Consider the following 13,542-nt stretch of genomic DNA (forward strand, 5'->3'; position numbering starts at 1 on the left):
TCCTCCTTTTAACTTTGGAAAACTAAATCTTAAATGAGCGCAGACCTAACTCATTTAAGTATATTCTTCCCAGTAAATGAAAATCCCTTCATCAAATTTCATATTTCCCTATGATTTATTTTAAATCTGGATAAGATATGGTATACTACTTTAGAAATACCCTTAAGGGGTATTGAAAATGCAAGATTTTACAAGGAGTTGAAAGATATGCATGACGTCATTATTATTGGTGCAGGCCCTGCAGGCTTAACAGCTGGAATATATGCTGCGCGTGGTGGGCTGAAAACTGCGATCGTAGAACTGGCAATGCCTGGTGGTCAAGCAGCATCAACGGAAAATATTGAAAATTACCCCGGTTTTCCAGATGGGATCAACGGATATGAACTCATGAACTCATTTCATAAACAAGCGTTAACGTTTGGTGTTGAGTTTATATTTGAGGAAGTTCATGAACTCGACTTTAAGGAGTCCATCAAAAAAATCCGTACCGATAATCAAGTTCTTGAAGCACGTGCTATCATTATAGCTGCTGGTTCCAAACCCAGGTTATTGGGCGTACCAGGTGAGGAGGTTTTCAAAGGCCGTGGAGTGTCCTATTGTGCCACCTGTGATGGAGCCTTTTTTCGAGGTAAAAAGGTTGTAGTCGTCGGTGGAGGAGATGCTGCCATCGAAGAAGGCGTATACCTTACTAAGTTTGCGGAAGAAGTGATCATCGTACACCGAAGAGCGGGCTTCCGAGCATCCCATATCGCCATGACCCATGCAAAAGATAACTCTAAAATACGTTTTGAACTTAATGCCAAAGTCGAGGAAATCCTTGGATCTGATCGTGTAGAAGGAGTTCGAATTCTCGATGTCCTGAGTGGAGAAACACGCGAAATTTCTGCGGACGGTGTTTTCATCTATGTAGGAACTGACCCGAACACTCAATTTATCAATGGAGAAATTGAAGCGGATGAGCGTGGTTATATACAGACTAACTCATTATTGCAAACTAATATTGTGGGCGTTTATGCTGCAGGTGATATCCGTAACACGCCACTGCGCCAAGTAGCCACAGCAGTAGGTGATGGAGCCTTGGCAGCGGTAGAAGTGGAAAAATATCTTTCTGAACAGTAAAGTAAGTTAGCTGTTCCTGTGCTTGAACAGGAGACTTGATAATCTGTTTCGTTTGTACTATAATGTACAAATAACTGAAAATTATAATAGAGGGGGGATTTTAGTGCACTTTGTAGTCTGCCTAAAGCAAGTCCCGGACACGTCCGAAGTCCGAATTGATCCTGTAACTAATACCCTAATGCGGGAGGGTGTGCCCTCGATTATCAATCCATACGATGCCCATGCGTTGGAAGAAGCCATGCGCCTTAAAGAAAAAGTTGGGGGAAAAGTAACAATCGTTAGTATGGGGCCACCTCAAGCCAAAGAAGCGCTCAAAAAAGCCATGTCTTACGGAGCAGATCGCGCTATTCTCTTAAGTGACCGTGCGTTTGGTGGTTCAGACTCGTTAGCTACTGCGTATATTATCGGATCGGCCCTGCAAAAAATTCATGAAGAAGAGCCGATTGATCTCGTCTTTACTGGAAAAGAAGCGATTGATGGGGATACAGCTCAGACCGGCCCAGGTATTGCTCAGCGCCTTGGATTTCCGCAATTGACCTACGCAATTAAGGTTAAAGAGCTCACAGACAAGACTGTTACAGTTGTTCGCAAAACTGAGAGCGGACGTCAGGTTGTCCAAGCTCAGTTGCCGGCACTGCTCACGGTGGAAAAAGAGCTTAACGATTTGCGTTACGCAACGTTGCCCAATATGATGAAAGCTGCCTCATATGAGCCTGAGATGTGGAATGCTAAGTCACTACCGTATGACTTAACCCAAATGGGTCTTAAAGGTTCGCCTACCAGTGTTTCAAGAATCTTTGCACCACCTGGTCGCAGTGGAGGAGAAATAATGGATGGAACGAAAGATCCTGCAGGAACAGCCTCCTCCATCGTACAAAAGATCTTCCAACAAAATATCATCATGGTTAATCCTCGAGCGAAGGGAGGAAAACATTAATGACCGTCTTAGTAGACAAGGCTAAATGTATCGGGTGTGGAGCATGTGTCATGGAATGTCCTGTAGAAGCCATTGACCTCATTGATGGTCTCGCAGTGGTCGATCCAAAGAAATGTAATGACCAAGGCAAATGTGTTATGGTATGTCCAACTAATGCCCTGGCCTTACCAAATCAACCCATTAAACCCGATCAACCTAAAGAAAAAATTGATCCTGAATCCGGTTCTAAATTTAATCTACAAGACCCTCTGCCAGAGGCCGTCAGCGATTACGCCTCGGGAAATGAGAAAAAGACAATTCGTTCAAATGTAGCGCCAGTAGCTGGTGGAGATGTCTGGAGTGGGGTCTGGGTTATTATTGAATATACCAACGGACTGGTTGCACCAGTGGCTTGGGAATTATTAGGAGAAGGTCGCAAACTTGCTAATGCTATCGGATGTGAGCTTTGTGGAGTGATCACCGGTCACATGGTCGATAGTGTTATACCCGAAGCCTTTGCTTACGGGGCTGAGAAAGTTTATGTGATTGATCACCCTGTACTTAAAGATTACCGCACAGAACCCTATGCTGAAGCAATTACCAGTCTGGTAACAAAATATCAGCCAGAGATTATCTTAATGGGTGCAACCTCAATGGGACGCGATGTTTTCCCGGCTGTTGCCACGAAACTGAAAACCGGCTTAACCGCTGACTGTACGGTCCTTGGTATTGATCCAGAGACAAAACTTTTACTTCAAACACGACCTGCCTTCGGTGGGAATATTATGGCGACAATTCTATGTCGTACCAGCCGTCCCCAAATGTCTACCGTACGTCCAAGAGTTATGGCAATGCCAGAACGTGTCGAGGGACGCGAGGGAGAACTGATTCGTGAGGAATTTAGTTCTAACGAAAGTGATTTTTTGACGAAAGTTCTCGAGTTCATCCCCTCCGATGCCAAGAGTGCCTTTTTAGATAAGGCTGAAATCATCGTTGCGGTTGGTTTGGGTCTTGGAGCAAAAAGAAACATGGTATTAGCTGAAGAATTGGCAGAAGTCTTAGGAGCTACTATTGCCGGCTCACGAGGGGCCGTAGAATCTGGCTGGTTGACACATGATCAACAAGTCGGACAATCTGGGATAACGGTTAGACCTAAAGTATATATCGCAATGGGAATATCAGGTGCTATTCAGCATTTAGTCGGGATGGAAACATCAGACTTCATTATCGCTATTAACAATGATCCTGAGGCTTCCATATTACAAGTAGCCAATTATGGAATTGTCGGAGATCTGTTTGAAATCGTACCTGCGCTGACCGCAGAGTTTAAGAAACGCCTTCAGCACGGCGTGGCAAATTAAGGAGGGGCAAACATGGAAAACTTTGATGTGATCATCGTTGGAGGCGGCCCTGCTGGCCTGTCTGCCGCGATCAGTGCTGCCCAAGCAGGCATGAAAACTCTAGTCGTTGAACGCGGAGATTATCCGGGAACCAAGAATGTCATGGGGGGCATACTTTATACAAAAGCAACTGACATGGTCGTTCCAGAATTCTGGAAAGAAGCACCTTTAGAACGGCCGATCATTGAACAACGGATTGCTATGTTAAGTGGCGATGAGTCAATTATGGCTGGTTATCGCGATCCTGCTTGGGGAGTAGAACCTTATAACGCACATTCTATTTTACGGGTAAAGTTCGACCGTTGGCTAGCTGGTGAAGCTGAAAAGGCCGGTGTAGTAATTCTTACGGAAACTTTGGTAGAAGATTTGCTCTATCAAGATGAAAGAGTCGTAGGCATTCGTACAGGTCGTGCTGAAGGGGATTTGGGAGCAAAGGTTGTTATCATAGCAGAAGGAGTTAATAACTTCTTAGCTGTTAAAGCTGGACTTGCTAAACCTTTAAAGCCTGAAGCTGTTGCAGTTACGGTAAAAGAAGTCATTGCCTTACCTAAGGAGAAAATAGAAGATCGTTTCTGTCTGGATGAAGGACAGGGAGCGACAATTGAACTGTATGGGGATTCCACAGCAGGACTGATGGGCGTAGGGTTCATTTATACCAATAAAGAATCGATTTCCATTGGCGTTGGAGCAATTCTGGAGCCTATGATTAAAAATAACTGGACTCCGAATGACCTCCTCGAAAATTTGAAATCAAAGCCTTATGTTAAACGTCTTCTTCAAGGGGGAGAAACTAAGGAGTATTTAGCTCATCTCATCCCTGAAGGTGGATATACTTCTGTACCGAAACTTCATCGTCAAGGAGTTCTTGTCGTTGGGGATACGGCAATGCTTATGAATTCCTTGAACAGAGAAGGTTCAAACCTAGCCATGATTTCGGGTAAAATTGCTGGTGAAGTCGCTGCCGGAGCTATCAAGTCTGGGGACGTTAGTGACCAAGCCATGACCGTTTACGAAACACGATTAAGGAATTCCTTCGTGCTCAAAGACCTGCACCATTATCGCCATATGGGTAAATTCTTTGAAAATAATCCACACCTCTTAAAAACCTATCCAAAACTTCTATCTCAAGCAGCAAAAATGTATTTAACGGCTGATGGGACACCAAAGAAGGAGCGTCAAAAAGAAATTATTAAGATGGCGTTCCAACATCGTTCAAAAGGCGGTCTAATTAAGGATGTCTATGGGGCATGGAGGGCACTGTTATGAAATTAGATGATAAGCTTTTTTTGGTACGGTTTAATACCGATAAGTTAAATCACATTAAAATCAATGATTCTAATGTCTGCTTTAAGCAGTGTCAAGACAAACCCTGTACTCGTTTTTGCCCGGCCCATGTCTATGATTGGGATGAAGAAGAAAAACGCATCGCTGTTGGCTACGAAGGCTGTCTAGAGTGTGGCACATGTCTGATTGGTTGTCCTTTTGGCAACATTGACTGGAAGTATCCTAGAGGCGGATTCGGAGTTTCATGGAAGAATGGCTAATTTTTAGTTAGTGCTTCATTGGTAAGAATTGAGCAAGAGCGGGGTAGGCTTAAAGGCCGACTCTGCTCTTGCTCTTTGGTATTCTTAATTCTAGAGACAATACTTCTGTATAAAGTGCAAAGTTACTTTGACAGCGATTTGTTCAATAGGTAGAATAGGGTGGGAGGAAGGGATCAAGTTAACATGGATAAACAAATAATAGATGCAGCAAGTATCAAAGAAGCACAACTCATCAAATACTTAAAATCATTTAACAATGTTCTAGTGGCCTTTTCTGGGGGTGTTGACTCAACCTATCTACTAGCTGTTGCCCAAGAATCTTTAGAGGGAAACTGTAAAGCTGTCTTTGCCCGTGGCCCCATGATTTCTTCCCAAGAAGAAACGGAAGCCTTAGCTTTGGTGCAACAGTGTGATTTTCCTGTCGAGGTGATTGACTTAGATGTTTTGGACTTAGAGGGATTCCGAGAAAACCCACCAGATCGCTGTTATTTTTGCAAGAAGAAACTCTTCGAGACCTTTCTGGATTATGGCAAAAGGTCTGGTTACTCTACAGTTATCGACGGTACCAACGCTTCAGACACTAATGATTATCGTCCTGGGAGGATCGCCCTTCAAGAGTTAGGTGTTATTAGCCCGCTATTAGAAGTAGGCCTCACAAAGGCGGAAATTCGTATATTATCCAAACGTCGAAATTTACCCACATGGAATAAACCTTCCATGGCTTGTTTGGCTTCTCGCGTGCCCTTTGGAGACACTATCACTGCTGAACTACTAAAACAAATTGCTCAGGCTGAAGCGATACTCCAGCAAAAAGGGTACGCGGAATGTCGAGTAAGGGTACACAAGGATATTGCTCGTATTGAGATTCCGATAGAAGACTTTTCCACCTTCCTACAACATCGTAGGGAAGTCACTGACTCAATGCTCACGCTCGGTTTTAGATTTGTCACCTTAGACTTAATGGGTCTGCGCTCGGGGAGCCTCAACCCTATTCAGGAGGGTACTGTATGAATGAAGAGACCATAAAGGCGCTATTAGAATCTGTTCAGCAAGGATCATGTTCCCCCGCTGAAGCGTTGCTCCAATTAAAAGACCTTCCGTATGAAGATCTGGGGTTTGCGCGCTTAGATCATCACAGAGGGTTACGAACCGGACAATCTGAAGTGATCTTTTGTCAAGGAAAACAGCCTGAACATATTATTTCTATTCTGAACCACTTGGGTGCAAAGGCCAAGAACGTATTAGCCACCCGTCTCGATCCTGAGAGTGCAGAAAAAATATTACCCCATTTTCCAAGTGCTCACTATGACGCCCAAGCACGTTGTCTTCTTCTTCGTCCCTTAGAGGACCCTACTATTTCTGGGAAAATCTTGATTATGACTGCAGGGACTGCCGATCTTCCAGTGGCCCAGGAAGCCTGGTTGACGGCTCGCTATATGGGACACGAGGTAGATACGCTATTTGATGTTGGTGTGGCCGGCATACACCGTCTACTTGGTCAGAGAGAGCTAATGGAAAAGGCAGAGGTGCTTATCGTTGTAGCTGGAATGGAAGGCGCTTTAGCTAGCGTTGTCGGAGGACTAGTCGAACAACCTGTTATCGCTGTACCTACAAGTGTGGGCTACGGCGCGCACTTTCAAGGACTAGCAGCCTTACTTAGCATGTTAAACAGTTGCGCGTCTGGAATCGGAGTTGTTAATATTGATAACGGCTTTGGGGCAGCTTCTTTAGCCTCAGCAATCGTACGCCGTATTTCGAGGTAGTTAACTCGATCAACTAAGGTGGTATTTGTAGAAGTGGGAGTCTCACGATTGGATGATAGGGAGGAATAGTTTTCTTGAGAATTTTATATTGGGATACGTTTGCCGGCATTAGCGGAGACATGGCCCTAGGGTCACTGATTGCCTTAGGTGCTGATCCAGAATTAATAGTCGAGCAACTTCATTCTATCGGCTTGACAGAATTTGTTCTTGATGTTCAATCTCGCCAAGTTCATGGAATTCAAGCAACGGATATCGATGTCGTTATACCGATGATAAACCACGAACACGATGGACACCATGAAGGCCACGAACACGATGGACACCATACACGCGATGAACCCCACGCTCATCACGACCATTTTGAAGTGCAGAAAAAAGAACCTAAAGATCATCATCGTCGTCTTCCAGATATTACAAAGATGATTCTGAGTGGTACCCTGTCTGAACGATCAATTAAGAGAGCCCTCGCAGTCTTTAATGTCTTAGCTGAGGCAGAAGCGCATGTTCACGGGACAACAGTCGATCAAGTACATTTTCACGAAGTAGGAGCAGTCGATTCTCTTGTCGATATCGTTGGAACCTGCATCGCCTTGGATCAGTTGGATATTGACTTAATAAGAGTTTCTACGCTTCCATGGTCACATGGCTTTGTGAACTGTGCCCATGGAATATTGCCACTACCCGCGCCAGCAACACTCATGCTTTTACGGGGCTTTAAATTTCAGGAATCAGGAATCACTGGCGAACTAATTACCCCTACAGGAGCGGCCCTCATGCGTGCCTTAGCTGAGCAAGCAACCTTTCCAGAAATGACTTTACTCAGTGTGGGCTATGGAGCAGGTAAAAATGATTATGGCATACCAAGTTTGTTGCGTGGGGTTCTAGGGGAGATTTAGAACAGAGGTGATAATATGTACGAACAGATTATTAATAGCCTCAGACAGTCTGGCTGGTCTCTGGTGACTTTAGAAGGAAGCTGGGTCAGTGCAACGCACGAATCCCTGAACCGTGGACTAATGTTGGGGGATTTCAGTGAACTCCCCAATGACTTTAGGCAGTGGATTAGTTACAATACTAATATTCCTAAGTGGGATGTTATTGTTTTTTGTCCCGATGGAATTGATTCTTCGTACTTAAAAGAACGGCATTTTCCGGGTATCCAACTATGGTATTGGGATATGCGACTAGGTAACCTATTTCCGTTTCCTCCAACCAATGATCAATTGATTCCTCAGTGGTTAAAACAACTTGCCAGTGGAAAGCCAGTTCTTCTCGAGAAGAACTCTAGAATAGAACTATCGTCTAAACCGTTTTTAACGTATGCAATAATAGGCATAAACATTATCTATTTTCTCATGATGGTTTTTTCTGGATTTCATCTATTCCCCAATCCTACTGAAGGATCGATCGATCAACGTGTTCTTATCGACTTTGGAGCCAAAGTTAACAGCTTGATTGAGGCTGGTGAAATCTGGAGATTTTTCTCAAGTACATTTATTCATATCGGGATCATCCACCTAGCCTTTAACCTATACGCATTGTGGGCATTGGGTCCTTTATCGGAAGAAAGTTTTGGGCATCGACGGTTTTTTATGATCTATATCTTAAGTGGCCTAGGCGGCTCCATTGCCAGCTTTTTCTTTTCCCCTGTTCTTTCAGCAGGGGCTTCTGGGGCGATCTTTGGACTATTAGGCGCCTTACTGTATTATAGTTATAAACGTCCTGCCCTGTGGAAGTCTGGTTTGGGAATGAATCTGGTTGTAGTAATTCTGATTAATCTAGGATTTGGCTTCGTTCAACCAGGCATTGATAACTTTGCGCATTTAGGAGGACTTATTACCGGTACGCTTACGTGTTTTTTATCACAAAAAAGAAAGAACAAGTAAAGTAAGTACAAAAGGAAATCATACCTCTTTTTGCCAGCATAATTTATCCTTCCCTTAGGACAAAATACACTCAGGAGCTTGCGATTTCTTAGCAAGGTGGCTGTAACAAGCCATCGTTAGTTAAGAAAGCGTGAGCTCTATTTGGCTTATTATTTACTAGCGAAATCAGGTTTTATCTACTAAAATTGAACCAGTTTACTTGATCTTCGTAATTATGATTTGGAAGACCGCCGTTAAATGTTATAATGTAACAAGGAGAGAGAGGTGACACTTTGAAAAAGAGAAGCAAACATACAGTTAGATATTTTTCGCGTGATAAGTGGGTCCATGTTGTTTTGCTTTTGATGGTCACCCTCGTGTTAGCTAGGCTAGTGACTCTACAAGTTGTTCAAGCTGCCGATCTCAAGGCAAAAGGGATTGAACGTCGAACCAGTGATACAACTCTTCGACCAGAAAGAGGCGCGATCTTTGACGCCCAAGGCAATGTCCTAGCTCAGAGCATTCCAGTTAAACAAATTTATGCGGATCCCAAAACTTTGAGCGAATTAATCGCGGATAATGAGTTCAAAGAAACAAAAGAAGACGTTGCCAAAGCGCTTGGAACGATCTTAGACCTAAAACCACAGGACATACTCGATAAACTCAATAAAAAAGATTTACTTTGGGTGAGTTTAGCTCATCAAGTAACCATACAAAAAGCAGATGAAATCATGGCACTCAAAATCCCTGGAGTCGGTCTAAGTGATGAGGAAAAAAGGGTCTATCCTATGGGAAGTTTTGCTGCCTCGGCACTTGGGATAGTAAATTTAGCAGGTCATGGAGTAGAAGGTGTAGAATCCTTTTATGATAAAGAGCTTTTTGGTATGCCTGGCTTTAAATCACAGGAACAAGATACAAGAGCGCGTTCTATCCTCGATGCTTTACATCAAAGCGATCCTACAAGACCTGGAAACAATATATCTTTAACTCTAGATTCAACGATACAATACTTTGTGGAACAACAACTTGACCAAATTCAAGCAGCCACCAAAGCTAATAGTGTTACGATTTTAGCGATGGATCCAATGACCGGACGGATCTTGGGCATGGGCTCCCGCCCCACATTTGATCCCACCGAGTATGATAAATCGACACCCGATGCCCGTCGCAATCTAGCTATTGGTATGTCATATGAACCTGGCTCAACGTTTAAAATTATTACTGGTTCAGCCGCACTGGAAGAAGGGAAAATCACCCCGAATGATACGTTTGAAGATCCTGGGTTCTTAAAGATTTATCCTCGAATAATTACCAACTGGGACTCTGATCAAATGCCACATGGTAGCCCCACGTTTACGAAAGGGATGCAGTTGTCCTCGAATGTTGTTCTGGCACAGGTCGGAATTAAATTAGGTTCAGATGACTTTTTTACATACCTAAGAGCGTTCGGATTCGGATCGAAAACAGGGGTGGATATTTCCGGAGAACAAAGTGGCTTGCTCCTTCAGCAAGACAAAATCCGAGAATTAGATTTGGCTACGATGTCCTTTGGCCAAGCTAATTCGGTTACTCCAATCCAATTATTATCTGCCATCTCTGCAGTTGCCAACGGAGGGACGCTTTATCGACCTTATATTGTCGATAAAATAACAACACCTGATGGTCAACTTGTTCAACAACAAAAACCGACTCCCGTACGCCAAGTAATTACTAAAGCGACTGCTACGCAAATGACGGAAATTCTGAGACAAGTTGTTGACGATGGAACAGGGCAACTGTGCAAAATCCCTGGTGTTAATGTTGCCGGTAAAACGGGAACGGCTCAGAAGGTCGACCCCAAGACCGGAGCATATTCCCAGACGGACTTCATTGCCTCATTCGTGGCATACGCCCCTGCTGAAGACCCTAAAATTGCCGTGCTAGTTATTATTGATACACCTAAAGAAGGTGAAAGTCATCAAGGTGGAACCCTAGGAGGACCTCCTGCTAAAGCTATTATTGAAGGAGCTTTACAATATTTCGGATTTCCTGTTGCCAAAAATACTGAAAGCACTGTAACCATTTCTCCCAGTGATTCTGCAGTTAGGCCTTCCCCTAAACCAGTGATTCCTGAACGTACACCTTTAGGCGGGGAAGTTATTGTTCCTGATCTCACAGGAATGACCATGCGCGAAGTTGGAGATGTATTGACAAAGTCAGAACTGCATTTTAATTTTAGCGGGAGTGGTTTAGTCAAGCAACAATCACCCCAAGCTGGTAAAGCTGTGGTCAAAGGTACAACTATAGAAGTTGAGTTTTCTGCTCTAGACGCCGTAAGCCCCGTAAGTCCATAGAAATCAGAGGGAAGAAAAAGGCATTTGGAAATAGTGACAGTATCGGGGTATGATAGAGTAGACAGCGAGTTAGCTCGCTAAAACTATCAAACTAAAGTTGAACACTTGTGAAACTCTCACCTGTAGAAGTGAGAGTCTCACGAATGGAGCAAATAATCGGAGGAATGAAATATGCGTTTAGACCAACAGATTGATTCAATGAAAGAAGACTTAATTGCGGCTATCCAAGCTTGTATCCAAATTAAGAGTGTCAAGGATGATGAACATGGCGCGCCTGGTGCCCCTTTTGGTCCTGGAATTAAAGAGGCCTTAGAGTGGACCTTGGGCTTAGGTGAACAGTTTGGCTTTACCGTTAAAAACGTTGAAGGATACGCGGGCCATATAGAAATGGGCACGGGGGACCTTTTAGGCATATTAGGCCATATCGATGTCGTACCAGAAGGGGATGGCTGGTCAGTTCCTCCCTATAGTGGAGCGATTAAAGATGGCAAAATTTATGGGCGGGGTGCCTTAGATGACAAAGGACCGTCTTTAACAGCGCTATTCGCCATGAAAGCGATAAAGGATGCCAATATTCCTTTAAACATGAGAGTTCGCCTGATCTTAGGTACAGATGAAGAGTCTGGTTGGGCAGATATGGATTATTATCTTAAGAAAGAAGAAGTACCTAAGATCGGATTTGCTCCAGACGCCGAGTTTCCCGTGATCCATGCAGAAAAGGGGATTCTTCATCTGGAATTGAGCAAATCTCAGGCGAAATCTTTCCCTCATCTTGTCCGTGTTCAGGGTGGAGAACGAGCAAACGTCGTTCCGGATGTTTGCGAAGTTAGCGTCAAGGGGATTGCAGGCGGAATAATTACCAATAAATTGAAGGACTTCTCTTTTCCAGAAGGCGTTAGCGCTGAGCTTGGTAGTGTAGCAATAGAAAACGAAATGAAACTTATCTTTAGAGGGGTTGGAGCGCATGGGAGTCTCCCGCAAAATGGTAAGAATGCGGTGCTTTATGCCTTACAGTTCCTGCAGACATTACCTCTGAGCTCAGAAGAACTTCACATGCTAAATTTCATTTTGACGCACCCAGGTAATGGCTTCTATGGAGAAGGTTTTGGAATCGCTTTAAGTGATGAACCCTCTGGTAAGCTTTCGCTCAATCTAGGTATTTTAGAATTAACTGCCGACAATGTTCGCTTTGTCATTGATATCCGTTACCCAGTAACATTCAAACGGGATGATATTTTTCTACCGATTGAAAAAATAGCCCAGAGTGAAAACTTCTCCCTTAAAATTATATCTCAGCAGGATGCGCATCACGTACCAAAAGACAGTGCTTTAGTTCAATCTTTGCTCAAAGCTTATGCTGATGTTACTGGGCTCGAACCCTTTGCTTTTGCCATTGGAGGGGGAACGTATGCTAAAGCACTCCCTCAAGGAGTCGCCTTTGGACCTGTTTTCCCAGGTGAACCTGATGGTATACATTGTCCCGATGAATACATCTCCATCGAAAACCTTCTCATAACGACCAAAGTGTATGCCCAAGCGATTCTTAACTTAGCAGCTGACCCTGAGAACAGATAGAACCTAGAAACAAAGCACAAGCAGATGTCGTGTCTATAATAAGGCAAATCTATATTAGTTTTTGAATATTTAAACATAAGATTAGAGTTATAAGACTACTTGACTATTTCGCAATATAGAAGTATACTTTCTATTGTTCACTTATGTGCGCCACTAGCTCAGCTGGTAGAGCATCCGACTCTTAATCGGCAGGTCCCTGGTTCGATCCCTGGGTGGCGCACCAATATTAACATTACTCCCGCAAGCGATTGCGGGTTTTTGTTTTATACAGTGGTTGCATAAAAGTTGCTTTTGGGGATATTTTGGGGACAAGAGTAGCAAAAGGATCCCTAAAAGGACTTAAATAAAGGTAAGCACTTAATATACGGGTGCATAGAAAATCAAACGCCGGTACGACTTCAACTCATACCGGCGTTTGCGTTATAAAATTATTGTCTTGTGTTGAGGCAGTAGTTCGGAAGCTTTTCCGACCAGGGCATAAAGTCATTAATTAGCGATGGATCGGACTTAATGTCTGCGCCCGGAATCTTGCTGAGGATATGAACCAGATACATGTAAACATTAAGTTTATTCGCCTTCGCCGTCTCCACAATGCTGTAAATGACAGCGCTGGCTTTGGCACCTTTGGTCGTATCAGAGAATAGCCAACCTCGCCTTCCTACGACAAATGGTCGGATCGCGTTCTCAGCCCGGTTGTTAGACAACTCAATACGACCATCTTCAAGAAAAGCGTATAACGAAGTTTTTTGGTTGTCTAACCGTTATGTTTCTTACATCAGTGGGATCTCTTGGCCATTTAAATCGGGCTCCCGCCCCGTCTAATCTTTTGTAGTAGAGTACAAAACCGTTTCTATCCCAGCTAAGGCCTTTTAGACGATTGCGGGCCCGATTAAAGAACAGGAAAAGATAGTTTCCAAACGGATCCATGTTGAATTCCTGTTTGACGATGATGGCCAGGCCGTCAACAGCTCGCCGTAGGTCTGTCACTCCACAAGCGATGCTATACCGAAATCGGTATAGCATCGCT

Annotated in this window: 12 protein-coding genes, 1 tRNA gene and 1 pseudogene; 12 read left to right on the forward strand and 2 right to left on the reverse strand. The window is 43.8% G+C overall.

Features of this window, described 5'->3' with window-relative positions:
- The first annotated feature begins 207 nt into the window (after nt 1-207).
- The 12 genes from trxB (at nt 208) to E4K67_RS18045 (ending at nt 12,738) form a co-directional block, all read left to right on the forward strand.
- The gene (gene trxB / locus E4K67_RS17990; RefSeq protein ID WP_135549166.1) at nt 208-1,119 is read left to right on the forward strand and encodes a thioredoxin-disulfide reductase; all 912 of its coding nucleotides are present in this window, start codon (nt 208-210) and stop codon (nt 1,117-1,119) included.
- Nucleotides 1,120-1,222: 103 nt separating this feature from the next.
- Nucleotides 1,223-2,056 (forward strand): electron transfer flavoprotein subunit beta/FixA family protein, encoded by an 834-nt coding sequence (locus E4K67_RS17995; protein WP_135549169.1) that lies wholly within the window; start codon nt 1,223-1,225, stop codon nt 2,054-2,056.
- Entirely contained in the window at nt 2,056-3,396 is a 1,341-nt protein-coding gene (locus E4K67_RS18000) for an electron transfer flavoprotein subunit alpha/FixB family protein (RefSeq protein WP_135549172.1), read from the forward strand. The genes E4K67_RS17995 and E4K67_RS18000 overlap by 1 nt, the downstream gene beginning before the upstream one ends.
- Before the next feature lie 12 nt (nt 3,397-3,408).
- Nucleotides 3,409-4,701, forward strand: coding sequence for an FAD-dependent oxidoreductase (locus tag E4K67_RS18005; RefSeq protein WP_135549174.1), 1,293 nt, complete (start codon nt 3,409-3,411; stop codon nt 4,699-4,701).
- Nucleotides 4,698-4,979: a ferredoxin family protein gene (locus tag E4K67_RS18010; protein ID WP_135549176.1), complete on the forward strand. Its 282-nt coding sequence runs from the start codon at nt 4,698-4,700 to the stop codon at nt 4,977-4,979. Before E4K67_RS18005 ends, E4K67_RS18010 begins: the two co-directional genes overlap by 4 nt.
- A 183-nt stretch (nt 4,980-5,162) precedes the next feature.
- Nucleotides 5,163-5,990, forward strand: coding sequence for an ATP-dependent sacrificial sulfur transferase LarE (gene larE / locus E4K67_RS18015; protein WP_135549178.1), 828 nt, complete (start codon nt 5,163-5,165; stop codon nt 5,988-5,990).
- Nucleotides 5,987-6,742 (forward strand): nickel pincer cofactor biosynthesis protein LarB, encoded by a 756-nt coding sequence (gene larB, locus E4K67_RS18020; protein WP_135549180.1) that lies wholly within the window; start codon nt 5,987-5,989, stop codon nt 6,740-6,742. Before larE ends, larB begins: the two co-directional genes overlap by 4 nt.
- 74 nt (nt 6,743-6,816) lie before the next feature.
- Nucleotides 6,817-7,638: a nickel pincer cofactor biosynthesis protein LarC gene (gene larC, locus E4K67_RS18025; RefSeq protein ID WP_135549182.1), complete on the forward strand. Its 822-nt coding sequence runs from the start codon at nt 6,817-6,819 to the stop codon at nt 7,636-7,638.
- Nucleotides 7,639-7,653: 15 nt separating this feature from the next.
- Entirely contained in the window at nt 7,654-8,628 is a 975-nt protein-coding gene (locus tag E4K67_RS18030; RefSeq protein ID WP_135549183.1) for a rhomboid family intramembrane serine protease, read from the forward strand.
- 344 nt (nt 8,629-8,972) lie between these two features.
- On the forward strand, nt 8,973-10,940 hold the full coding sequence (locus E4K67_RS18035; RefSeq protein ID WP_135549381.1) for a penicillin-binding protein: 1,968 nt from the start codon (nt 8,973-8,975) through the stop codon (nt 10,938-10,940).
- 171 nt (nt 10,941-11,111) lie between these two features.
- On the forward strand, nt 11,112-12,515 hold the full coding sequence (pepV, locus tag E4K67_RS18040; RefSeq protein WP_135549185.1) for a dipeptidase PepV: 1,404 nt from the start codon (nt 11,112-11,114) through the stop codon (nt 12,513-12,515).
- 147 nt (nt 12,516-12,662) lie between these two features.
- Nucleotides 12,663-12,738, forward strand: a tRNA-Lys gene (locus tag E4K67_RS18045).
- Between the two features lie 205 nt (nt 12,739-12,943).
- On the opposite strand, the pseudogene E4K67_RS18050 reads toward E4K67_RS18045, so the two are convergent.
- Both E4K67_RS18050 and tnpB read right to left on the reverse strand, forming a co-directional pair.
- Nucleotides 12,944-13,267: pseudogene (locus E4K67_RS18050) on the reverse strand (IS66 family transposase); the annotation flags it as partial.
- Nucleotides 13,236-13,538 (reverse strand): IS66 family insertion sequence element accessory protein TnpB, encoded by a 303-nt coding sequence (gene tnpB / locus E4K67_RS31580; protein WP_135549189.1) that lies wholly within the window; start codon nt 13,536-13,538, stop codon nt 13,236-13,238. The gene tnpB and the pseudogene E4K67_RS18050, both read right to left, overlap by 32 nt.
- Between the last annotated feature and the right edge of the window lie 4 nt (nt 13,539-13,542).

Source organism: Desulfosporosinus fructosivorans (genome assembly GCF_004766045.1).
In the GTDB taxonomy this organism is placed as follows: domain Bacteria; phylum Bacillota; class Desulfitobacteriia; order Desulfitobacteriales; family Desulfitobacteriaceae; genus Desulfosporosinus; species Desulfosporosinus fructosivorans.